Annotated in this window: 19 protein-coding genes and 2 pseudogenes; 2 read left to right on the top strand and 19 right to left on the bottom strand. The window is 64.7% G+C overall.

The annotated features are described in order from the left end of the window. Positions 1-17: 17 nt before the first annotated feature. The 8 genes from CN673_RS16565 to CN673_RS16530 all read right to left on the bottom strand — a co-directional run bounded on the left by CN673_RS16565 (position 18) and on the right by CN673_RS16530 (position 8,901). Positions 18-1,643 (bottom strand): FGGY-family carbohydrate kinase, encoded by a 1,626-nt coding sequence (locus tag CN673_RS16565; RefSeq protein WP_198586028.1) that lies wholly within the window; start codon positions 1,641-1,643, stop codon positions 18-20. Further along, positions 1,640-2,323, bottom strand: a complete 684-nt coding sequence (locus tag CN673_RS16560; RefSeq protein ID WP_099867514.1) for an HAD family hydrolase — start codon at positions 2,321-2,323, stop codon at positions 1,640-1,642. The genes CN673_RS16565 and CN673_RS16560 overlap by 4 nt, the downstream gene beginning before the upstream one ends. Positions 2,324-2,349: 26 nt before the next feature. Further along, complete coding sequence (locus CN673_RS16555; RefSeq protein ID WP_099867513.1) at positions 2,350-3,834, bottom strand: mannitol dehydrogenase family protein; 1,485 nt, start codon at positions 3,832-3,834, stop codon at positions 2,350-2,352. 38 nt (positions 3,835-3,872) lie between these two features. Beyond that, complete coding sequence (locus tag CN673_RS16550) at positions 3,873-4,646, bottom strand: L-iditol 2-dehydrogenase (protein ID WP_099867512.1); 774 nt, start codon at positions 4,644-4,646, stop codon at positions 3,873-3,875. Further along, positions 4,643-5,644 carry an ABC transporter ATP-binding protein gene (locus tag CN673_RS16545; RefSeq protein WP_099867511.1) on the bottom strand — a complete coding sequence of 334 codons (1,002 nt, stop codon included), beginning with the start codon at positions 5,642-5,644 and terminating at the stop codon, positions 4,643-4,645. Before CN673_RS16545 ends, CN673_RS16550 begins: the two co-directional genes overlap by 4 nt. A 10-nt stretch (positions 5,645-5,654) precedes the next feature. Further along, the gene (locus CN673_RS16540) at positions 5,655-6,485 is read right to left on the bottom strand and encodes a carbohydrate ABC transporter permease (protein WP_099867510.1); all 831 of its coding nucleotides are present in this window, start codon (positions 6,483-6,485) and stop codon (positions 5,655-5,657) included. 13 nt (positions 6,486-6,498) lie between these two features. After that, positions 6,499-7,371 (bottom strand): carbohydrate ABC transporter permease, encoded by an 873-nt coding sequence (locus CN673_RS16535; protein WP_099867509.1) that lies wholly within the window; start codon positions 7,369-7,371, stop codon positions 6,499-6,501. 207 nt (positions 7,372-7,578) lie between these two features. Beyond that, the gene (locus CN673_RS16530) at positions 7,579-8,901 is read right to left on the bottom strand and encodes an ABC transporter substrate-binding protein (RefSeq protein ID WP_099867508.1); all 1,323 of its coding nucleotides are present in this window, start codon (positions 8,899-8,901) and stop codon (positions 7,579-7,581) included. A 273-nt stretch (positions 8,902-9,174) separates the two neighbouring features. Between CN673_RS16530 and CN673_RS21585 the strand changes: the two are divergent. Next, positions 9,175-9,330 (top strand): annotated as a pseudogene (locus CN673_RS21585) (DUF4214 domain-containing protein); the annotation flags it as partial. An 11-nt stretch (positions 9,331-9,341) separates the two neighbouring features. Here CN673_RS21585 and CN673_RS16525 read toward each other — a convergent pair. From CN673_RS16525 to repA, 9 genes are all read right to left on the bottom strand, one after another. Then, the gene (locus CN673_RS16525; protein ID WP_099867507.1) at positions 9,342-10,292 is read right to left on the bottom strand and encodes a sugar-binding transcriptional regulator; all 951 of its coding nucleotides are present in this window, start codon (positions 10,290-10,292) and stop codon (positions 9,342-9,344) included. A 103-nt stretch (positions 10,293-10,395) separates the two neighbouring features. After that, positions 10,396-10,863, bottom strand: a complete 468-nt coding sequence (locus CN673_RS16520) for a hypothetical protein (RefSeq protein WP_157928927.1) — start codon at positions 10,861-10,863, stop codon at positions 10,396-10,398. A 106-nt stretch (positions 10,864-10,969) separates the two neighbouring features. Then, on the bottom strand, positions 10,970-12,070 hold the full coding sequence (locus CN673_RS16515) for an RHE_PE00001 family protein (protein ID WP_099867505.1): 1,101 nt from the start codon (positions 12,068-12,070) through the stop codon (positions 10,970-10,972). Positions 12,071-12,136: 66 nt separating this feature from the next. Continuing rightward, entirely contained in the window at positions 12,137-13,687 is a 1,551-nt protein-coding gene (locus CN673_RS16510; RefSeq protein ID WP_099867504.1) for a phospholipase D family protein, read from the bottom strand. Further along, a complete protein-coding gene (locus CN673_RS16505; protein ID WP_245409963.1) occupies positions 13,672-14,505 on the bottom strand; it encodes an endonuclease/exonuclease/phosphatase family protein in 834 nt (277 codons plus the stop codon). Before CN673_RS16505 ends, CN673_RS16510 begins: the two co-directional genes overlap by 16 nt. A 109-nt stretch (positions 14,506-14,614) precedes the next feature. Beyond that, positions 14,615-14,857, bottom strand: a complete 243-nt coding sequence (locus tag CN673_RS16500) for a WGR domain-containing protein (RefSeq protein ID WP_099867663.1) — start codon at positions 14,855-14,857, stop codon at positions 14,615-14,617. Between the two features lie 188 nt (positions 14,858-15,045). After that, a complete protein-coding gene (gene repC, locus CN673_RS16495; protein ID WP_099867503.1) occupies positions 15,046-16,380 on the bottom strand; it encodes a plasmid replication protein RepC in 1,335 nt (444 codons plus the stop codon). Between the two features lie 194 nt (positions 16,381-16,574). Next, a complete protein-coding gene (repB, locus tag CN673_RS16490) occupies positions 16,575-17,666 on the bottom strand; it encodes a plasmid partitioning protein RepB (protein ID WP_099867502.1) in 1,092 nt (363 codons plus the stop codon). Continuing rightward, positions 17,663-18,916, bottom strand: a complete 1,254-nt coding sequence (gene repA, locus CN673_RS16485; RefSeq protein ID WP_099867501.1) for a plasmid partitioning protein RepA — start codon at positions 18,914-18,916, stop codon at positions 17,663-17,665. Before repA ends, repB begins: the two co-directional genes overlap by 4 nt. Positions 18,917-19,537: 621 nt before the next feature. Here repA and CN673_RS16475 point away from each other — a divergent pair. Then, complete coding sequence (locus CN673_RS16475; protein WP_099867499.1) at positions 19,538-20,350, top strand: DUF2189 domain-containing protein; 813 nt, start codon at positions 19,538-19,540, stop codon at positions 20,348-20,350. Between the two features lie 12 nt (positions 20,351-20,362). Here the strand turns inward: CN673_RS16475 and CN673_RS16470 are convergent, their stop codons facing one another. Both CN673_RS16470 and CN673_RS16465 read right to left on the bottom strand, forming a co-directional pair. Beyond that, positions 20,363-21,487: a sensor histidine kinase gene (locus CN673_RS16470; protein ID WP_099867498.1), complete on the bottom strand. Its 1,125-nt coding sequence runs from the start codon at positions 21,485-21,487 to the stop codon at positions 20,363-20,365. After that, positions 21,487-21,897: pseudogene (locus tag CN673_RS16465) on the bottom strand (hypothetical protein); the annotation flags it as partial. The gene CN673_RS16470 and the pseudogene CN673_RS16465, both read right to left, overlap by 1 nt.

Genomic DNA, 21,897 nt, shown 5'->3' with positions numbered 1-21,897 from the left:
AGGCTGCGGCGGCGCGCTCAGGCCGTATCGCCAACGGCAAGGCGGTCGAGTTCGCGCCGATGACGATGCATGGCGAGGAAGACGGCATAGTCGCGCTCAAGCCGCGCGGCGGCCGCGACATCCGGCTGGCGCGCCCGTCCCTGGCGATGCATCGCAACGCCCGTCGCCGCCAGCGAGCCGAACCAGCCCGCGGCGGAAGCGGCCAGCATGCCGGTGCCGAGGAGCACGGCATCCTCGCTTTCCGTCTCCACGACGGCACAGCCCGTGGCATCGGCATAAAGCGCCATCAGGAGCGGGTTCTTGGTATGCCCGCCGGTGACGTGCAGCGTGTCGATCGTATAGCCGTTGGCGTTCAGCTGCTCCAGGATATGACGAACGCCGAGCGCAATCGACACCGCCGTGCGGTAATAGAGCCGGCACAGCGCATCGAAGGAGGCGTCGAGTGACAATCCGCTGACGACGCCGAGCGCGTGCGGATCGCCGAGCGGCGAGCGGTTGCCATGAAAATCGGGCAGCACGTGCAGCCGGTCGGCAAATGTCTCGCCTTCCGACGCGCGCAGTTCGCCGATCCGGGCGGCGATCTTGCGGTGAGCCGTGCGGTCGGGCGCAAGGCCCGCGCCATGGATACGGATCACGTGGTCGAGCAGCGCCCCGGTCGCAGACTGCCCGCCCTCGCTCAGCCAGAGATCCGGCACCCCGGCGCCGAAATAGGGGCCCCACACGCCGCGCACCGCCTTGGCCTTCAGGGAAAAGGCCGCGACGCAGCTTGAGGTGCCGGCAACGAGCGCCAGATGCCGGTCGATCGTCGCGGGCGCCTCGAGGAACCCGCCGAGCACGCCGAGCGCACCGGCATGCGCGTCGATCAGGCCGCTGGCAACGCGGCAGTCGGTCGTCAGCCCGAGCTCGTCGGCGGCTTGCCGCGTCAAAGGTCCAAGGTCCGCGCCCACGGGGGTCGCGACATCGGGCAATCCGCCCCGCTCGATCAGGTCATCAAGGCCGATCGCGGCAAGATAGTCCATCTGCCAGCCCGGCGCTTCATGAGCCAGAAACGTCCATTTGCAGGTCAGCGTGCATTGCGATCGCGCCGTCGAGCCCGAGGCCTTGAAGGTGAGAAAATCGGCAAGGTCGAAGAGCAGTCCGGCGCGCGCCCAGCTGTCCGGCAGGTTGCGCTTCAGCCAGGCAAGCTTCGGGGTCGCCATCTCCGGCGACATGACGCCACCGATATAGTCGAGCACCCGGTGGCCCGTCGCGGTGCACTCGTCCGCCTCCGCGAGCGCCCGATGATCGAGCCACACGATCGTGTCCCAGCGCGCCTCACCACTCGTCGACACGCTGACCGGCGCGCCGTCCGCCGTCAGCACCACGGTCGAACAGGTCGCGTCGAAGCCGATCCCCGCCACCGCGCTTGCCGGCACGCCGGCCGCCTCCCTCGCCGCCTTCACGGCGCGGCAGACGGCGTGCCAGATGTCGCCGGAATCATGCTCGGCATGGCCGGGCCGCGGCATGTTCATTGCGATCGGCTCCTCGGCACGCGACAGGAGCACGCCCGAGCGATCGAGTACGCCCGCGCGGGCGCTTCCCGTCCCGACATCGACCGCCACCACATATGCGCGCTTCAAACCGTCGTCTTTCCCGTCGATCATTCTTTCCCGAGCAGTGCCGGGAGTTCGCGCATGTTATCGAATATCAAGTCCGGCTCAAGCGCCGCCACCTTCGATTGCAATCCGACGGGCGCGGCGTGCGAACCACCTGTAAAGGCGAACACCCGCATTCCCGCGCTTTTCGCCGCCTCGATGCCCGGCACGGAGTCCTCGATCACCAGACAACGCTCGGGCGAGATTCCCATTTTATCCGCCGCATAGAGAAAGAGGTCGGGTGCCGGCTTGCCATTCTCCACCATCGTGGCGCTGAAGATGTGCGGCTCCAGCCTGTGCAACAGTCCCGTCACGTCCAGCGACAGCGCGATGCGCTCGGGCTGGCTGGAAGAGGCGACGCAGTGCGGCACGTCGATGGCGTCCAGTGCCTCCGCGACGCCGGGGATCGGCCGCAACTCGTCGCGGAACCGGCGATAGAGGACAAGCCGCATCGCGTCGAGATGGGCCGGCGTCACCGCGATCCCCGGATCGTCGCCAAGCATCGCGCAGATGCTCGCCATGCTCTTGCCGAGAAACCGGTCATAGGCGTCGTCGCTGGAAAGGTCGTGCCCCGCCTCGGCCACGAGATCGACGAGGACGGAGATCGAGATCGGCTCGCTGTCGACCAGCACACCGTCGCAATCGAAGATCACCAGACCAGTGCCGGTGCCTGCATCACGACTGCGCATGCCCCGCGATCGCACCGTCGCTTCCCCTATCGTTGAAGAGCGCCGTTGAGGTAGCGCTCCAGCGTTTCCTTCGTGCCATGCGTCCACACGCAGCCCAGCGCAGCGGCGAACGCTCCGGCAAACCGCTCGTTTCGGCCGACACCGCCGAAAATGTCGGACAGCGCAAGAAACGCATCGGGCTCGTCCCTGGCCTTGAGGGCCGCTTCCTTAAGGCGGGCGTGGCTGGCATCGTTCGGTGCGATCTCGCGGCCGCTGTCGCTCGTGCCCGCGCAATAGCGGCACCACAGCGCCGAGACCAGCGCCAGCCCCGTGACGGGACGCCCGCCCTTCAGCCGCGCCGCCGTCGACGGCAGGATGAATTTCGGTTGCCTGTTCGATCCGTCGAGGCACAGCCGGGCGATCGTGTCGCCGATCTTGGGATTGGCGAAGCGCCGCTCGATGAGGCGGAAATAGTCCGTCAGATCGGTATCGGGAACAGGCGGCACTTCCGGGATGATCTCCTCGCGCTCGAGCTTTTCCAGAAACCGCCGGATGAGGTCGTTCTCCATCGCCTCGTGGACGAAATGGATGTCCATCAGCGCCGCCGGATAGGCGATCGCCGCGTGTCCGCCGTTGAGAATGCGGATCTTCATCAGCTCATAAGGCGCAACGTCGTCGACGAAGGTGACGCCAACCTCTTCCAGCGCCGGGCGTCCGAGTGGAAAACGGTCTTCCAGCACCCATTGACGAAAGCCCTCGCAGAAGACGGGCCAACTGTCCTCGATCCCGAATGTGTCGGCCAGCATGCCGATCTCGCGCGTCCCCGTCGCAGGGGTGATGCGGTCGACCATGCCGTTCGGAAAGGCGACCTCGCCGCGCACCCGGTTGCCGAGCGCCGGGTCGACGAGATCGGCAAGGCCGGCGACGGCGTTCTCGGTGACATGACCATTGCCGGGAATGTTGTCGCATGACATCACGGTGAATGGCTGAAGGCCCGCCTCCCAGCGCGCCTTCAGTCCGGCCAGGATGACGCCGAAAACGGTCTTCGGCGCGCCGGGCGATGCCGCATCGTGCTGGATGTCGGGATGGCCTGGGTTGAACTCGCCCGTCGCCGGATCGATGAAATAGCCGCCTTCCGTGATGGTCAGCGAGACGATGCGGATGGCGGGGTCGGCCAGTTGAGCGATCATCGACGTCGCGTCGGCCGGCTCGACATAGTCGATCATGGCGCCGGTGACGCGCGCCTTAGACCGGTCCGCTTCCTGCTCGACGACCGTCGTCAGGTAGTCCTGATCGCGAAGCTTGTCGCGAAGTGGCCGGTCGCTCGCAAGGACACCGGCGCCCACAAGGGCAAAATCGTGGTCGCGGCCGAGGTTGAAGAGATCGTCGAGATAGACGGCCTGATGGGCGCGGTGGAAGTTGCCCACGCCGAAATGCACGATGCCGGCCCTCAGCGCGGCGCGGTCATAGCGCGGCACGGCGGCCGTCTTTTCGATCGTCTTCAGATTGGCGAGTGACAGCCTTGTCAGCATTTCCTATCGGTCCTTTCGCCGGCACGCGGGCCACGCGCTCAGCTCATCCAGTTGCCGCCGTCGACATTGTAGGTCTGGGCAACGACGTATTCGCTTTCGGGGCCGGCGAGAAAGATCGCCATGCCGGTCAGGTCGGCCGCCGTGCCCATGCGGCCGAACGGCACCGCCTCGCCGACCAGACGTTTCTTCTCGCCCAGCGGGCGATTCTCATGGCGCGCGAAGAGCGCGTCGACGCCATCCCAGTGCTCGCCGTCCACGACGCCTGGAGCGATGGCGTTGACGTTGATGCCGTGGCGGATGAGGTCGAGCCCTGCTGACTGCGTCAGGCTGATCACCGCCGCCTTGGACGCGCAGTAGACGGCAACGAGCGGCTCGCCGCGCCGGCCCGCCTGGCTGGCCATGTTGATGATCCTGCCGCCCTTGCCGCGCGCAATCATCGAGCGGGCGACGGCCTGCATCATGAAGAGCGTGCCTTCGACATTGATCTGAAAGACGCGCGCATAGCTTTCGCGTGAAATATCGACGAATGGCGAAAGGTCAAAGATCGCGGCGTTGTTGACGAGGATGTCGATCCCCCCTGCCCTCTTCCTGACCGCCGCGACGGCCGCGTCGATCGACGCCTGGTCGGTCACGTCGAGTGCGACCGCATAGGCGTTCGCCCCGAGGTCCTCGGCCGTCGAGGTCGCACGCTCAAGGTCGATGTCGGCGATCGCCACCGTTGCGCCTTCGGCGACATACGCCTCGGCGAACGCCCGGCCGATGCCGCGCGCCGATCCCGTCACGAGAGCGGATTTGCCGGCAAGCCGCTTCATCGGATCGCCAGTCCGTTCTGGTCGAATTTGTGGATCTTGCTGCTGTCGGGCGTCAGCGAGACGCGGTCGCCGTGCCGCACATCCATCTCGCCGTCGGCGCGCGCGGTGATGGTGCCGAGCCCGTCGACATTGACGTGCAGGAACGTGTCGGAGCCGAGATGTTCCGACACGCCGACCGTGCCCTGCCAGGTTCCTTCGCCCTTGGAGATGGCGATGTGCTCCGGCCGGATGCCGATCGTCTGCGCACCATGCTTCTGAGCCTCGGCACCCTCGACGAAATTCATCTTCGGCGAGCCGATGAACCCGGCGACGAAGCGGTTGCGCGGCGCCTTGTAGAGTTCCAGCGGCGAGCCGACCTGCTCGATGTTGCCGGCCTGCAGCACGACGATCTTGTCGGCCATCGTCATCGCCTCGACCTGGTCGTGCGTGACGTAGATCATCGTCGTCTTGAGCTGCTGGTGCAGCTCGGAGATTTCCAGCCGCATGTTGACGCGCAGCGCCGCATCGAGGTTCGACAGCGGCTCGTCGAAAAGGAAAGCCTCGGGCTCGCGCACGATTGCCCGGCCGATGGCCACGCGCTGGCGCTGGCCGCCGGAGAGCTGGCGCGGCTTGCGATCGAGATAGTCCGTGAGGTTGAGGACGCGGGCTGCCTCACCCACCTTCCGGTCGATCGTCGCCTTGTCCTCGCCCGCCATCTTCAGCGGGAAGGCGATGTTGCCGCGAACGCTCATATGCGGATAGAGCGCGTAGGACTGGAACACCATTGAAAGGCCGCGTTTTGCCGGAGCAAGGCCGGTGGCGTCCTTTCCGTCGATCAGGATCTGCCCGCCGGTCACGTCCTCCAGCCCCGCGATCAGCCGCAACAGCGTGGACTTGCCGCAACCGGAAGGGCCGACGAAGACGACGAATTCGCCGTCCTCGATATCGAGGTCGATGCTCGGGATCACCTTCGTCGAGCCGAAGGATTTCGAGACCTCTCGCAGCTTGATGTTGCCCATGTCTGGTCTCCTATTTGACCGCGCCGAAGGTGAGGCCGCGCACGAGCTGCTTCTGGGAGAACCAGCCGAGAATGAGGATGGGTGCGATGGCGAGCGTCGAAGCCGCCGAAAGCTTGGCGTAGAAGTTGCCCTGCGGACTGGAATAGGACGCGATGAAGGTGGTGAGCGGCGCCGCGTCGGACGTCGTCAGGTTGAGCGTCCAGAACGCTTCGTTCCAGGCAAGGATCACCGAGAGCAGGACCGTGGAGGCGATGCCCGGTACCGACATCGGCGCCAGGACATGGGTGATCTCCTTGCTCAGCGACGCACCGTCCATGCGCGCCGCTTCGAGGATCTCACCGGGGATTTCCTTGAAGTAGGTGTAGAGCATCCAGACCATGATCGGCAGGTTGATCAGGAACAGCACCCCGATCAGCCCGACGCGGCTGTCGAGCAGCCCGAAATCCCGAAAGACGAGGTAGATCGGGATCAGGACGCCGACGGCCGGCAGCATCTTGGTCGACAGCATCCACAAGAGCACGTCCTTGGTGCGCGGCGTCGGCGAGAACGCCATCGCCCAGGCTGCGGGGATCGCGAAGAGGAGCCCGACGAATGTCGATCCGAGCGACAGGTAAATCGAATTCATCATGAAACGGAAATAGTTCGAGCGCTCCTGCACCGTCACGTAGTTCTCGAGCGTCCAGTCGAAGAACAGGAATTTCGGCGGGATCGAGATCGCATCGAGCTCGGTCTTGAACGAGGTGAGGATCGTCCAGAGCACCGGGAAGAAGATGAGCAGGCCGACCGCCCAGCCGATGGCGGTGAAGGTCAGCTTGCGGCGGGTGGAGATTGCGCGTGCCATGGTCGGTCTCCCCTCAAGCGTCCAGGTTCTTGCCGATGATGCGGATGAGGAAGAAGGCGACGATGTTGGCGAGGATGACCGCCACGATGCCGCCGGCCGACGCGCCCCCCACGTCGAACTGCAGGAGCGCCTGGGCATAGACGAGATAAGGCAGGTTCGTCGTCTGCAGGCCGGGCCCGCCGCTCGTCGTCACATATATCTCGGCGAAGATCGACAGGAGGAAGATGGTCTGGATCAGGATCACCACCGTGATGGCGCGCGCCATGTGCGGCAGCGTGATGTACCAGAAGATCGACAGCGCGCCGGCGCCGTCCATCTCGGCGGCCTCCTTCTGCTCCTCCGACAGCGACTGCAGCGCGGTGAGCAGGATCAGCGTCGAGAAGGGCAGCCACTGCCAGGCCACGATGATGATGATCGCCGTCAGGGGCGCATTCGAGAACCAGTCGATCGCGCCGACGCCGATGAAATTGAGGAACTGGCCGATGACCCCATAGACCGGGTTCATCATCATGTTCTTCCAGACCAGCGCCGCCACGGTCGGCATGACGAAGAAGGGCGCGATGGCGAGAAGGCGCACGATGTTGACGCCGTAGAAGTCCTGGTCGAGCAGCAGCGCCAGCAGGATCCCGCCGCCCACCGTGATGACGAGAACGCCGGCAACCAGCGTCAGCGTATTGCGGATGGCGGTGAAGAAGGCCGGATCGGAAAGAAAGAAGCTGTAATTGGTGAAGCCGATGAATGGCGTCTGTGCCGGATTGAAGAGGTTGTAGTTCAGCGTCGAGAAATAGAGCGTCATCGACAGCGGCACGACCATCCACAAAAGCAGCGCGATCACGGCGGGCGCCATCATCAGCCGGGCTGCCGATTTTGTCTGCATCGTCGCCATGGCGATGCCCTCCTCGTTGCTGCCGAGGCTTCACCTCAAAGGGAAACCTTGCCGGAGATGGATGAAGCGCGCTGGTGGTCTGAAGGAAAGGACATCGATCCTGCCGGATGCCTGGTCCCTGCCCTGCCGGCGCCAGTCGCGCCGGGCTGAAGACCTCCGCCCGGCCGGAGGATTGGGGGCCGGGCGGAGGCTGGTTCGGCTACCTCCCTACTGGATGTAGCCTGCCCTCGTCATTTCGCGCACCGCGGTCTGCTGCGCGGCCTGGAGGGCCTGTTCGGCCGTCATGTTGCCGGAGACGGCGGCTGCCATCTGCTGGCCGACGGATGTGCCAAGACCCTGGAACTCCGGTATCGCGGCGAATTGCAGGCCGACATAGGGCTTGTCTTCGCCCGATGACGGATCGGCGTTCTGGATAGCCTGCAGGGTCTGCTCTGCGAACGGAGCCTCGGCCAGATATTCCTCGTTTTCGTAGAGCGAGGTGCGCGTTCCGGGCGGCACGTTGGCCCAGCCTTCCTTTTCCGCGACGAGATCGAGATAGCCCTTCGATGTCGCCCAGGAAATGAAGGTCTGCGCGGCTTCCGCCTTCTGCGAGCTTGCCGGTACGGCGAGCGACCACGCCCACAGCCAGTTGGCGCCGCTGTTCGGGCAGTCCTCGATACCGCAGGGGAACGGCGCGTAGCCGACGCTGTCGGCGACCTGGCTCTCGTCGGGGTTGGAGACGAAGGAGGCCGCGACCGTCGCGTCCATCCACATGGCGCAGCGGCCCTGGTTGAACAGCGACAGGTTCTCGTTGAAGCCGTTCGAGGCTGCGCCGGGAGGGCCGTAATTGGTCATCAGTTCGACATACTGGTTGACCGCCGTCGTCCAGCCTTCGCTGTCGAATTGCGGCTGCCAGTCGGCATTGAAGTAGTTGGCACCGTAGGACCGCGCCATCGCGCCGAGAAACGCCATGTTCTCGCCCCAGCCCGGCTTGCCGCGCAGGCAGATGCCATAGACGTCCTCATTGGCTTCCGAGATCGTCTGCGCGGCCTCGGCGATGAAGTCCCATGTCGGGGCTTCCGGCATCTCCAGCCCCGCCTCTTCGAAAAGGTCGGTGCGGTAGAGCGTCATTGCGCTTTCGGCATAAAACGGAGCGGCGTAGAGCGTGCCGTCCATCGACAGCGCCTCGCGGATCGCCGGGATCAGATCCTCTTCGTCATAGTCCTCGCCAAGGCCGTCGAGCGGCAGCAGCCATTCGTTCTCGGCCCAGATCGGAACTTCATACGTGCCGATCGTCATGACGTCGTACTGACCGCCGCCGGTCGCGATGTCGGTCGTCACGCGCTGGCGCAAGACGTTCTCTTCCAGCGTGACCCATTCCAGCTGGATGTCGGGATGCTGTTCGGTGAAATCCTCGGTCAGACCCTGCATGCGAATCATGTCGCCGTTGTTGACCGTCGCAATGGTCAGCGTCGTCGCATCCTGGGCGCTGGCGCCGGATGCAGCGACAAGCGACGCGCAGGCGCCGAGAAGCAGTGAGCGATACCTCATGAAATTCCTCCCTGATGAGCGTGAGTGACGGCCCTGCAGATTGAGCAAATGCCTATCTCATGGGCAATTACTCATCAGCCTGTGGAATTTGTCAACGCCCATTCGTCGCTGCAGTGCAGCAAGTACGGGACAGAGACCATGATGCGTGGGACTGTCGAGACCAGGCACTGACGCCCGCCAACGCCCCTATTCGCAGGTGACCTACCGCTTTCGGAGGACTTGTGCGTGGCAAGCCCGTAACGCCACGCGTCGCGGCGATCAGGAGGAAAAGCGCGAATCGACTATTGGGTCGGCGCCGTTTCCAGCGGCCAGACTTCGCGCCCCAATCTTTTGATCGCGTTTGCGACGAGCCAGGAGAATGTGGCGGCCACCAGCTATGTCGACGACATGGCCAGGACGATCCACGGGTCGGAATGGATCATTGCCTGAGCGCGCCCGAGCTACTGACCCTGGCCGATCAGCGCAGAGGCGGTCTCCTCGTCGGTGATCAGACCGTTGATCAGCCCGCCGGCGAGCGCCGCGGCGATGCCGGGCAGTTTGGCCGGCCCCTTCGCGATGCCGACCACCAGCCCGCTCTTGCGCGAGGGGATGGGCGAGGAGGCGACGCGATCGTTGGTGATGCCTTCGAGCGTCTTGCCTCCGGCGTCGATCGCCCAGCCGACGATCTCGGCGACCGCCCCCGCCTCGTTCAATGCCGCCAGTTCGTCACGGCTGATGAAGCCATCGACGAACAATGGCGCGTTGGGCCCGAGATCGCCGATCCCGACGAAGGTGACGTCGGCCTTGGCGGAAAGCGCCAGCGTCGCCTGGATCATCGGCTGCTGGTGCAGCAACGCGCGCTCCTCCTGCGAGGAGGCGATGACCGGAAGCGGCATCGGGAAGGAGCGTGACTTGACCTTGTCGGCCATGGTGAAGACGACGTTGTAGAAGGCGGCGGAGCCGTCCGGGGCGATGTTGCCGGTGAGCGAGACAACCTTGTGCTGCGGGCATTCCATCGAGGGCAGCTTCTCGATGGCCGCCTTCAGCGTTCGCCCGGTCCCGATGGCCATGATGATCGGGTCCTGGCCGCTCAGCCGCTGCTCGATCTGCGCGGCGGCGGCTTCGGCAACGCCGACGGTCGTTGACGAGGACCCTGGATCGCTCGGAACGACTTCGACAAGGTCCAGTCCATAGCGGCTCTTCAGCCGGCTTGCCAATTCCAGGCAATGGGCGATCGGATGGTCGATGCGAACCTTGACGAGACCCTCTGATACCGCCAGCGAGACCAGCCTTTGCGCCGACTGACGCGAGACGTTGAGCTTGCGCGCGATCTGATCCTGCGTGTTGCCGGCGACGTAGTAGAGCCAGCCGGCACGCGCCGCGTCATCCAGGCGGCTCGAATTGGTCGTCATTCAGTCCTGCGCAATCACCTTTCGGCACGGACACGCCGTCCGCCCACCCAAGCGATTATCGTAGACGCGCCCAATGGCAAGGGCAACGGCCAAACGCGGCCGCTCAGAACGTCTCCTCGCTTCCATCCTCGTAGACGACCTGACTGGTGCAAACGAGAATGGTGGCGATGTCGCTTTCCGGATCGTTGATCTCGCTGGCGGCGGTGTCGCGGAAACTGTTGAACGTCTCGAACGTCTCGCCGGCACCCGGCATCGCTTCGGGCTCCACCTGGAAGCTGGTGACGAGGCCGCCATCGGCATCGCGAATGAAATAGCGCGCTTCGATCTCGCTCAAGCCCGCGTCCAGCTCGTTCTGAAGTTCGATCGTCAGGTCGAAGCCGGCGCCTTCGGTGCTGTCGGCATCGAAGAGGTCGATCGACCATGATTGCGCCGAGATGGCGTCAGGCGTTCCCTGTGGTCCGCAGTCCGTTTCGGTTTCGGCTCCAGCGTCAGCGCCCTCATCCTGCGCGAGCGCCGGCACGGCCAGCCCGCCGGTCAGGATGAGCGCTGCAAGCATGGTGCGATGTCGCATCGTCAGTCTCCCTTCCATCTCGCCCCACTCACTTAACGGGCATGGACATCATGGGTTGCAACGATCGGCCGCGGCCGGACCAAAGACCCTCAAGCAGCCCGCCGCCCTAAAGAATGCCCCAGGCGCGGAACCGGCCCCTCCCCGTCACTTCGCGCAGGCCGAGTGCGGCGATCAGCGTGTGGGCACCCTGCTGGGTGACGCCGAGCGCCTTTTCCACCATCGGCGCAGAAACCACGGGATGGGCGAGGACGAGCGCAATCAACTGCGGCAGGCGCGAGGATGCCCGCCGCCCCTTGAGCCGTCGCCGCATGGTGGTGTCTGCCAGAACGAGACGATCGTGTTCCTTCATCCCGAGACGAGCCATTTCGGCGATGGCAGCAAGCAGCGCGCCCAGTCTTTCCGTGCGCACCTTCGCCGTGCGCTTCTCGCGCTCGACGGCCCGCAAGCCGCAATGCAAGGCGGGAAGATGCGCTGTGACCGCTCCGGCCTGGCGCAACAACGCCGCCACCAGCAGCGGACCCAGCCATCCGCCATGCTGGAGAACCTCGATCTCGCGCCATACATCAATGAGCAGCGCAGCGCGCAGCACCGGCGGCAAGGCAGTCGTCGCGGCGACGATCTGGCACCAGTCCTTAAGCCGGGCGTCCTCGTTCCAGTCGAGATCGTAGACCAGCGTATCGCGCCCGCGCCGGTCTGGTGACGACGCGACGAGCGTTGCGGCCGAACGGGCCAGCGTGGCATCCATCGCGGCGATCGCTGCCGAAAGGGCGCCGTCTGCACCGTCAAGGCGAGGAGACTTGCCGCTCCCCTCCCCTTCCGCAGGCGGGATTTCGCCATCCGCGCTGCGCACCGGGACGACAGGAGAGCGGTTTCGAAGATGTGCTAGGCCGGCGGCGCTCAGGGCCCAGTCGGGCGGCTGGCCGGCAATGCGGCGCCGCGCCCTCAGCACGCCGGCGGCGCGCGTCAGCTCCTGGCTCGGCGCGCGATTGTCCATGCGCTGGTCGTGCAGGACGAGATCTTCCAGGTGAACCAGATCGCCCATGACCCAGAGCGCCGCGACAGCATCGGCGAAGTCGTTGCGCGCCAGCCATCCTTCCCGCACAGGCGAGCGCGCCACCCGCTCATCCAGGCGAGCCAGCTCGGCCGTCGCCTGCGCGAGCGGCAATACGAGGCGTTGCAGGTCAAAATCGAGGATATGGTAAACCATTGATTAATCGATAGCATGCAGCGCATACTCAAGCTAGAGCGCCGTTCGCTTGGGTCACTCGAATGTCTATAATTGCGACTCGATCGGCAACCATCCGACGATGAAGGCCAGCAGCCGGCGTGCCGTGCCCGCCTCCGGCTCCTGACGATAGCTGCGCGCCACGCCTCGCACCTCGCCCTCCCAGGCAAGGCCGTCCCCGGCGATCTTAACCGTAAAGCTTGCATCGGCCGCGGTCTCCGTCTCGAAAATTTCATCGAGTTCGGTCACAAGGCCGGGGCTTTCGAACAGAACGCCCATCTCGGTGTTGAGAGAGACGGAACGGGGATCGAAATTGAAGGAGCCGATGAACCCCTTCCTGCCGTCGACCATGAAAGCTTTGGTGTGCAGGCTGGCGCCTCTGGAGCCGAACGCCGATATGCCCTTGCGCGCGGCAAAGGGCTGGAGTTCGAATAGCCTGATCCCGGCCTTCAGGAGGTCCGGTCGATAGGGCGCGTAGGCGCCGTGCACCGCTGCAACGTCGGTCGCGGCAAGGGAATTCGTCAGCACCTGAATGTCGATGCCCCGCTGCGCCATGCCGGCAAGCCAGGAAAGGCCTTCGGCGCCGGGAATGAAATAGGGAGAGATGATGCGCAGCGTTTTCGTCCCTCCATCGAGGGCCGGAACGAGATCGCTGGTCAGCCAGCGCCCGTCCAGCTCTCCATTGGCCTTCTGCGGCGGATCGGTGACCACCCTGACGTCATGCGACCAATGCAGCCGTCCCGCATCGTCAAGAAGCCGCGATACCGAGACCCGGCGGCGCACGCGCCCCAGATAGGGTGTTGCCTTCTCGCCGGAACCGAGCCGCCTCAAACGATTTCTCACACGATCCAAATTCTTCGGACGGCGGATCAGCGCATCGGCGGGCACGCTGCCGCCGCAATTCCAGAAGGCATCGAATATCTGTTCGGCCTCGGGCACGGCGGCACCGAGCAGCAACAGATCGAGATCGCGGAAGTTGGTGGTTGCCGCGTCGAAATATTCGTCGCCGACATTGCGTCCACCGACGATCGCCAGCCGGCCGTCCGCGATCCACGCCTTGTTGTGCATCCGGCGATTGATCGACATCAGGCGAAGCAGCATCTCGATGCCCCGGCGTAGGCCCCCTCCCCGCTCGCGCATCGGATTGAAAAGGCGCACCTCGATGTTCTCGTGCACGTCGAGGGCGAAGTAGAGCGGATCGGCGCCGCGGGTGTTTATATCGTCCAGCAGCAGGCGTACGCGCACGCCGCGATCGGCGGCGGCGATCACCTCCTGCGCCAGCAGACCGCCGGTCAGATCGTCGTGCCAGAGATAGTAGATCAGATCGAGGCTGCGCCCGGCATTGCGCGCCGAAAGGACCCGGGCCGCGAAGGCATCCAGATTGTCCGCAATCAGCAGCATGCCCGTATCGTCCGGATCCGGCGTCTCCAGCCCGTCGACCAGTTCGTCCAGCGGCGTATCCTTGCCGCCGTCGGTCGGCAGCGCATGGGAGGGTTCGCCGGGCGAACGCCGTGCCACCATGCCGTAGACATAGACGGCCAGCACGCTGAGAAAGGCGAGACCGACGCTCGCCAGCGCGAGGATCAGGACGAGCCGCATGCGTCGAAGCCGTCGCAATCCGTCAGGTCGAGCCGCGCCTTGATCGGCAGGTGATCGGAGGCAAGACGCGCCAGCGGCGTATTGTGCACCTCGATGCTGGCGATCAGTTGCTGCGGACTGGCCAGGATCCGGTCGAGCGCGAGGATCGGCATGCGCGAGGGGAAACTCGGCAGCGGCGCATGCAGCGGGCCAAAATGCGGCAGCAGCGGAACGAGCGAAGAGCGACGGCGCACGCGCCATTCATTGAGGTCGCCCATCAGCAAGGTGGGATGATCCTTCGAACGCGCCAGGTCGAGCAGCAATTCTGTCTGCCTCGACCGCGAGCGTCGCAGCAGCCCGAGATGGGCCGCAATGACGCGCAGGCGCACACCCTTGATCTCAAGATCGGCGAGCAGCGCGCCACGGGGCTCGACGCCGGGCAGGGCGATCCGCCGCACATCCTGGATGAGGCCTTCGCGGACGAGAAGAACATTGCCGTGCCAGCCGTGGCTCTGGCTCTCGGGTTGATGCACGGGCACGAGATCGCTTGCCGCTTCGAGGCTGCCAAGATCGAGCAAACCGGCGCGGCGGCCGAACCGGGCATCGGCCTCCTGCAAGGCAAGAATGTCCGCATCGATCTCAGCAATCACCGCGGCGACCCGATCCGGATCGAACAGGCCGTCGACGCCGACGCATTTGTGGACATTGTAGGAGGCCACCGTCGCGTGCCCGTCATGGCCGCGCTCATGGGCATAGCGCCGCGGTTCCTTCTGGAGGGCGGAGATGATGGAGGCTGGCAGGGTCGGGCTTTTGTGCAGCATGAATCCGAGCGATGGCATGCGTCATTCTATACACCGACCGCCAGCATATGCGAACACGGACAGGCGAGGGTGCGTTGGTTCGTTAACACATGTCGGCCGGTTTTGATCCCTGGTGCAATGCGCGTATTCAGGCCGGACCGTAGCCTCGCTTCAATTTGGCGGCTCTTTGGCGTTCGAATGCGAGGAGCGCAGCAGCACGGGTCGGAAAGACGAGGGCCAATGACCGGCCGCGCGTGCCGATCCGCCCGAAGGTTCGCACGAGCGCCCATTCTCCGAACAGCGTCCTTTCGAGGTGCAGCCGGTAGAAGCGCGCCATGTTGCGGGCGCCATCGCAGCGGTGCAGGTGGGCGAGGGGAGGGCGGTTCGTCATGACCGCCACCATTGACCTGGCCGGATCGCCGCGTCCAACGACGATCGTGAATCGATCCCAGCCGAAGGATTCCTGGCGCTGATGCATGCGATGCGTTGACAGCTGTCAACTCGGCGCAGTTTTCATTGCAGTTGACAGCTGTCAACCAGGAGGCCGAAGCCTGAGCAAAGCAGGCAGGGCGGCCATGATTACGCATGTTTCGCACTTGCCAGTGCCGCCAGCATCGGCTTCACGGAGAACTTCCCGGCGCTGGCCCGTTCTGTCAGCGTCCTGAGATAGCCGCCCGGAGAGCGGATCGCCTCGGCACGCTCCAGCATCGCGGCGATTGCGATCGCGGCATTGGCTTCGCCCATCTCGTCCCGCGCCTTGCGCCAAGCGTCTGGCGAGATGCCAAGCATGGAACGCACCGTATCGGCCGCCCGCATCATGTCCGGCCAGCCCGCCAGACCGCCCGGCGCGTAGTCGCGCATCTGCGGACAGCGTTGCAGCACCGTTTCGAGCGGCACCGCCGGCCCTTGCCGCGGACCAGACGATGTGACGCCAACCGCCTCATGCCGCGCCTTCGCTCTTTCGGCCGATGGCCGCCCGGTCTGCACCGCCGATTTTGTCTCCAGGGCAGTCGGCCAACCGCTTCTTTCTTTTTCCTGGAAGGATTCAGAATGGGAGTCTGTGTTTGAATTCTGAATATGGCGCTCATTCCGTGAGTCATTGGCGCTCATTTCTTGTTCTTTGTGGTCGAGTTCCCGGTCTCCAAGAGACGAAAGATAGGCGCTCTCCACCTCGTCCCTCAGCTTCGCAAGACCGTCGAGGCGACGTGACAGCGTTGGAAGATCGAGATTGCGCGCCAGGCGCCCAGAGAGCGCCTCCAGACGGTCCCGCAGACCGGTCCAGTCGATCGGCCGTCTCTCTGCCTCAGCAGCTTCCAGCGTCTTGGCAATGTCGCGCAGATGAATCGTGATTTCGCCTCGCACGGTGCGGATCGCCGCCGACAGTTGGCGCTGGGCCGCGGCGGCTTCTTCGATTTCCGCGGCTCTCAGCGCCAGCGGCGCGAGATCGAAGCCGAAGGCCTGCTCGATCGAGCCCGTGTCGTCGCGCCGCGCATAGCGCTTGCCGTTGGCGCTGTCACGCCGCAGCACGAGCCCGGCGCTGACGAGCGCGGCGAGGTGACGCCTGAGCGTCGCCGGCGCCATGCCACGAGCGCGTATCGACAATTCCGCATTGGAGGGGAAGACGACCAAAGGGCCGGCCGGATCGAGCATGCGTTCCGGATGGAAACTCGTCAGCGCATCCAGGACCGCAATCGTGCGGTCGGAGAGGGCGAAATGGGCCCGCCCTTCGCTCAGCGCGCGAATGAGCCGCCATTTGTCGACACCTTCGGCGGAATCGTCCGGCGCGGAGGTCTCGTCTTCGCCGCGCCGGGCCATTAGCGCCTGACGGGCCTTGCGCACCTGTTCGTTGATTATGAATTGCGCGCGCGTCATCGCCCGCCCGCCGAATGGCGAGGTCGCAAAACGGTCGGTCATGTGTGTCCACCCTCTCTTGAAGGCAAGAAAAAGGGTTCACCGGAACGGTGCCGACGCTTGACTTTAATGTGCGGAAGTGATTCTTTCAGATTGCTACATCGAAAGGGGCTTCCGGAATGGCAACGTTCTGGGGGCCTTTTTTCTTGCGGTCTTCCTCTTCTCGTCCTGTTCAGATGCAGCGCGTCGACCTACGGTCAGACCGCGTCGTCATCGCTTTCCTCTTGCGAACGCGCCTCGTAGCGCGCGATGAGATCCGGTAGCGCGGACGCGACATAATCGGCCAGACCGGGAAGGCGCGTCTCGTCGAATTCGATTCGCTTGCGCTTGCCAGGCGGCACGCTGGCAACGACCTGGCCGTCGCCGCGTCTGAAATGCTGCGTTGCAGCATCGCGCTCGGCCTTCGCCCTCTGCAACTGCCGTTTACCGAGCCGGGTGTGCAGCCGCTTGAAGCGCTCATCCGATGAGGCTGCCTTGAAGGCCTCCGCATTGATCTCGTCGATGGCGATCTCCATCGCCGCCGGACGCTTCTGAAAGATCTCTGCCAGTTCAAGCCAGCGCGGCCGGCCGGCCTTCGGCGCCGGGCCAATGGCGCGAATGACCATGGGCGGCACCAAAGCAGCAACCTGCAGGAAGCGTGTCATCTCCGTCTTGTGCAGCGACAGCGCCTGTTGGACCACGCCGCGATCGAAACCGCGATGGATAAGCGTCTGGGCAAAAAAGGCGCGCTCGATGAAGGACAGGTTGCGCCGCTCGGTGTTCTCCTTGCCCTGAGCCATGACCAGTTCATGATCTTCCAGATCACGCACGACGGCGCGGACGGGTCGCTCCAGCCGCCTGGCCGCACTGACCCTGCGATGCCCATAGGCCACCTGGTAGCGGCCGGCCTTGTCGGGATGCGGGCGCAGGAGAACGGGCACCTGCTGGCCGTTTTCCCGCATGCTCTCGACAAGGTCCGCGAAAGTCTCGTCGCCATCCTCGTCCTGGCTCAGTCGATCACGCACGATCGATGGATCGATGATGGCGGGATCGACGTCGACCACCCGGTCGCCGCTCGACAGGCTCTCCTTCAGCGCACGCGCAGCATCGAGCTCGCGCGATACCGATGAGAGCTGCAACCCCATTGCCTTGACCGCACCGGAGGCGGCTCGCGGCGGCTCGGCCGACTTGGTTTCGGGCGCGCGCTGCGGTGCGGACGTCTCGCTTTCCTTTGCCGGCAAAGGAGATTTCGGGGCAGCCCTCTCGCCGCCGAAGATTGCTTTCAGATGATCCTTGCGCTTGGAGCTCATGGCTGGCCCCCCGCGGCGCTGCGCCGGCCCCAGGCATCGAGAATGAGGCCTTCGATCTCGGCATTCACCGCACCGAGCGATTCCATGGCACGGTCGTAGGTGGCCCGCGTGAAATTGTCCCGACCAACCTCATAAAGCGTCTGCTTGGTCAGCCCTGCGTCGGACACGGCGGTCGATTTGACCATGGGCGCCGTCAGAACCCGTTCTCCGAACTGGGCGCGAAGGAAGCCGGCGATCTGCGTTTGCGGCCCGTCATTGGGCTCGTAGCGGGTGATCAGATAGCGCAGGAAATCGAAATTCAGCGTGCCGCCCGCCTCGCGGACGACCGACAGCAGGTCGGACGTCATATAGAGAAACTGGCTCATCGAGGCGACGTCCAGCATCTGCGGATGCACGGTGACGATGACCGACGTCGCGGCGCAGAGTGCCGACAGCGTGAGAAAGCCCAGTTGCGGCGGGCAATCGATGACAACGACATCGTATCGGTCCGCAACGGTCGCGAGCGCGGCCTGGACGCGGGCAAAGAAATAATCGTCGAGCCCGCCCGCGCCGCGTCCGGCGCCCGATGCCAGCATGCGCGGCGTGGTATGCTCGAATTCGTGCAGTTCGAGATTGCCGGGCACGAGATCGAGCCCGTCGAAATAGGTCGGGCGGATGATGTCAGTCAGCGCGCGGCGATCGTCATCGTAGCGGATGGCGCCGTAGAGCGTATCGTTGCCCGTGAGGTCGACTTCCGGCTGGTAGCCGAACAGCGCCGACATGGAAGCCTGCGGGTCGAGATCGACGGCCAGCACCCGGTAGCCCGACAGCGCCAGATGCTGGGCAAGGTGGGTGCTTGTAGTCGTCTTGCCCGAGCCGCCCTTGAAATTGGTCACGGCGATGACCTGCAGATGCTCGTCGTCAGGCTCGCGCCATTTCACGTAAGACCGCGCCTTGGCCGTGTTGCCCTTGGCACGCGCCTGGCTGGCCAGATGGCGGCGCAGTTCGTTGATATCGCCGAGCGAATAGAAGCGCCGGCCACCAGCGCCCGTTTCGGGCTGCGGTCCTTCGCCGGCTATGGAGAGCTGACGCAGATACCCATCCGACACGCCGATCAGCCGAGCCGCTTCGCCCGACGAAAAGGTGCGCAGCGTCTTCTGCGCGGTTGGCGGAAACAGCCGGTCACGCAGCGCGCGCAACTGCTCCGACAGCAGCGCGGCATCCGCTGCGATCGTCTCGTCCGCCGCCACCGTCGCCTCGTGCGATCCCATCGATGTGCCGAGTGCAGCTGTCACCCCAAATGCTCCCTCTGGCCGAGCGCCCTGAACAGGGGCCGCCCGCCGATCCGTGCCATAATCTGCGCCGATTCGGCGCTGACGCCAATCCGGCTACACACGCTTGCCGTGGAAATCGACAAACCCCACCTCTACACGTTTCCCCGTCTGTTACGCCGCAAGCGCCCAATACCGGGCTTGGCGCGTAAATACGGTCGGTGAACAACCGCCTTGGGTCAAGCTATTTTTAGTTAACGAAACCCTAACGGGAATATTCGGGCCGGAAGAAACACGCCACGAAAACCAAGAAAACGACACTTCGCGGATATTTTTCCATCTGAATCAGTGATTTGGCCGCCGCAATCTCCGGTGCTCGCCGGATACCCAGCTGGACATGATCCACTTTCCGTCCCCGCCTTGCATGCTGGCCCGCCGCCAGGCAGCGGTGCGCCATCTGCCAGATGGCATCCAGACTGCCGCGCGAGTCGCCTCGCGACAAGACCGAGTCGATCGGCTATGATCTGATTTCAGGCAGGGTCAGGGCCGCGGTGTCCTTATTTCACCACTCGGCCGCCCAAGGTCCCGCTTGATCGCGAATCATTCTGGGAGGATCCGACCATGGCCTTTCATGTTTTCGCCGGCTCTCGCGAGACGCCCATCGTCCCCGTGATCCGACACATCGACACATCCGACGTTCTGGCGGCGCTCAGGCGCGGCCTCGACGATTTCCGCCACAAACCGTCCCACTACATCTTTCTTTGCATGATCTACCCCGTCGTTGGCGTCGTCCTGATGGCGGCGACGTCGGGGGAGAACGCATTTCAACTGGTCTTCCCGCTGATGGCGGGTTTTGCGCTCATCGGCCCCTTTGCGGCCATCGGCCTTTATGAAATCAGCCGCCGGCGCGAGGCGGGGGAGGATGCCTCGCTGCGCGATGCACTCGCAGTGCTGCGCTCACCCGCAATCCCATCGATCCTGACCGTCGGCGCCATGCTGGTCTTCCTGTTCATCGCGTGGATCTATAGCGCGGAAGCGATCTATCGCTGGACGTTCGGCGGTTTCACGCCGGAAACGATCGGCGCGTTCCTCGGCGCGGTGTTCACCACACAGGCGGGCTGGACGCTGATCGTCGCCGGCAATCTCGTCGGCCTGGCCTTCGCGCTCGTCGCGCTTTCCACGACGGTCATCGCCTTTCCGCTGATGATCGACCGCGATGTCGGCGCCTATGCCGCCGTGGCGACGTCGGCGCGCGCGGTCATGGCCAATCCCGGCCCGATGCTCCTTTGGGGTCTTATCGTGGCGGGCGGTCTGGCGCTTGGCGCTTCGCTGTTCTTCGCGGGTCTTGCCGTCGTCATGCCGATTCTCGGGCACGCGACCTGGCATCTTTATCGCCGCGTCGTTGCCGATCCGATCGAGGCGCGCTACCGATAGAACGGTCTGACTTCAGGCGATATCGAGTTCGAAATCGACGCGCAGCCCGTTGCTGCCGTCGATCAGGACCGAGGCCTTCTGTTTGCGTGCACTCGATTCGATGACGCGCCAGCCCAGCGAATTGGAGTTGCGCAGCACTTCTTCTGCATTTGGCAGGCCGGGGCCGTCGTCAAAGACGGACAGCAGGAGCTTGCGTCCCTGCGTGCGCGTGCGCACGGTGACGGTCGAGTGCTGGCCCGCACCGCGATGGGCATGCTTGGCCGCGTTGGTGATGAGTTCGTTGACGATCAGGCCGAGATCGAGCGCCGTCTCCGATTCGACCAATGCGCCCTCGACATCGCTGACAATCGCGACATTCTCCTTGTTGAAGGCATCGGACAGCATGCCGATCAGCTGGTCGAGGTGATCCTTGAGCTCGATCTTGGTCACGTCCTCGGCACGGTGCAGATAGGTATGTGCCGAGGAGAATGCGCGAATGCGATGGGCGAGTTTTTCGAGCTCGTCGCGCGCTTCCTGGCTTTGCACCTTGCGTGCCTGGATCGTCGCCAGCGAGCCGATCAGCGCCAGGTTGTTCTTGGTCCGGTGGTGCAATTCACGCATCAGGAATTCCTGCTGCGCGAAGGCCTCGCGCAGCGCGCGGTTCTGCTCGGCAAGTTCCTCCATAGGGCTGAACTGCGCCGACAGGCCGAGCGCCTCCTTGGCGCGCTCCAGGTAAACGTCGAGTTGCTCCCTGGCGCCGGCGCCCAGATGCACCTTGAGCGTTGCCACGGTTCCGCCCCGCCCGCTCTTGATGTCGAAGGCGTCGACGAGCTTGCGCGAGCCGGCAATGCCGAGGCCCGGCCTGTGGCGGACGATGTCGTCTTCCTCGTCGGGGATGCGCTCGATGCCAGGCCCGTCGTCGGACACCTTTGCGACGAGGTCGATCGTGCGCTCATCGAAAGCGAAGGAGAACTCGGCGACGCCGTTCTTCGCGTATTGCAGCGCGTTTCGGGCGATTTCCGACACGGCGGTCGCGAATCGTGCCTGGTCGCGTGGTTTGGTGCCGGCGCTTTTCGATACGATGCGTGCGGTGCGGCGCACATAGGCGACGTCGGTGTCGTTCTCGATGCGGATCGAGGTGACGATCGCGCCGGCCATCACGCCTTCACCACCAGTATGCCACAGTCGTCCGTGTCCCGGCGGCGTCGTTCATAGATGGCGGCGGCGATCGTCAGCGCGCTGCGGTGGTAAAGGGCAGGGGGCTCGGGCTGGCGAACGGTGCTTTTCAGCCCGTCCGTCGACAGCACCAGCGTCGCGCCCGTCGGCCAGTCGTGGACAGTCGGCTGAGGGCGCCGTGTCGAGGAGCCCGAAATGCCAGGCGCCGAGGGAATGCCGCGCCGCTCGCTCGCCGTGACGATCTCGCCCTTGATGTTGCCGAGGCCAAGGGCCCGCAACGGCGTGCCTGCCGGGCCGACATCGACGATCAGGACAGCCGCGCCGCGCTCGCCGGCCAATGCGTCGGAGACCGCCAGTTCGGCAGCCTCGAGCGTGTCGCTTTCCGGCTTCAG

The organism is Neopararhizobium haloflavum, from assembly GCF_002750855.1.
GTDB lineage: Bacteria > Pseudomonadota > Alphaproteobacteria > Rhizobiales > Rhizobiaceae > Georhizobium > Georhizobium haloflavum.
This window is presented reverse-complemented; position numbering and strand designations above follow the sequence as displayed.

Bases quoted from the DNA above. Each gene is read 5' to 3' on its own strand.
- CN673_RS16565 (WP_198586028.1), bottom strand. From the start codon at position 1,643: ATGATCGACGGGAAAGACGACGGTTTGAAGCGCGCATATGTGGTGGCG.
- CN673_RS16560 (WP_099867514.1), bottom strand. From the start codon at position 2,323: ATGCGCAGTCGTGATGCAGGCACCGGCACTGGTCTGGTGATCTTCGAT.
- CN673_RS16555 (WP_099867513.1), bottom strand. From the start codon at position 3,834: ATGCTGACAAGGCTGTCACTCGCCAATCTGAAGACGATCGAAAAGACG.
- CN673_RS16550 (WP_099867512.1), bottom strand. From the start codon at position 4,646: ATGAAGCGGCTTGCCGGCAAATCCGCTCTCGTGACGGGATCGGCGCGC.
- CN673_RS16545 (WP_099867511.1), bottom strand. From the start codon at position 5,644: ATGGGCAACATCAAGCTGCGAGAGGTCTCGAAATCCTTCGGCTCGACG.
- CN673_RS16540 (WP_099867510.1), bottom strand. From the start codon at position 6,485: ATGGCACGCGCAATCTCCACCCGCCGCAAGCTGACCTTCACCGCCATC.
- CN673_RS16535 (WP_099867509.1), bottom strand. From the start codon at position 7,371: ATGGCGACGATGCAGACAAAATCGGCAGCCCGGCTGATGATGGCGCCC.
- CN673_RS16530 (WP_099867508.1), bottom strand. From the start codon at position 8,901: ATGAGGTATCGCTCACTGCTTCTCGGCGCCTGCGCGTCGCTTGTCGCT.
- CN673_RS16525 (WP_099867507.1), bottom strand. From the start codon at position 10,292: ATGACGACCAATTCGAGCCGCCTGGATGACGCGGCGCGTGCCGGCTGG.
- CN673_RS16520 (WP_157928927.1), bottom strand. From the start codon at position 10,863: ATGCGACATCGCACCATGCTTGCAGCGCTCATCCTGACCGGCGGGCTG.
- CN673_RS16515 (WP_099867505.1), bottom strand. From the start codon at position 12,070: ATGGTTTACCATATCCTCGATTTTGACCTGCAACGCCTCGTATTGCCG.
- CN673_RS16510 (WP_099867504.1), bottom strand. From the start codon at position 13,687: ATGCGGCTCGTCCTGATCCTCGCGCTGGCGAGCGTCGGTCTCGCCTTT.
- CN673_RS16505 (WP_245409963.1), bottom strand. From the start codon at position 14,505: ATGCCATCGCTCGGATTCATGCTGCACAAAAGCCCGACCCTGCCAGCC.
- CN673_RS16500 (WP_099867663.1), bottom strand. From the start codon at position 14,857: ATGACGAACCGCCCTCCCCTCGCCCACCTGCACCGCTGCGATGGCGCC.
- repC (WP_099867503.1), bottom strand. From the start codon at position 16,380: ATGACCGACCGTTTTGCGACCTCGCCATTCGGCGGGCGGGCGATGACG.
- repB (WP_099867502.1), bottom strand. From the start codon at position 17,666: ATGAGCTCCAAGCGCAAGGATCATCTGAAAGCAATCTTCGGCGGCGAG.
- repA (WP_099867501.1), bottom strand. From the start codon at position 18,916: ATGGGATCGCACGAGGCGACGGTGGCGGCGGACGAGACGATCGCAGCG.
- CN673_RS16475 (WP_099867499.1), top strand. From the start codon at position 19,538: ATGGCCTTTCATGTTTTCGCCGGCTCTCGCGAGACGCCCATCGTCCCC.
- CN673_RS16470 (WP_099867498.1), bottom strand. From the start codon at position 21,487: ATGGCCGGCGCGATCGTCACCTCGATCCGCATCGAGAACGACACCGAC.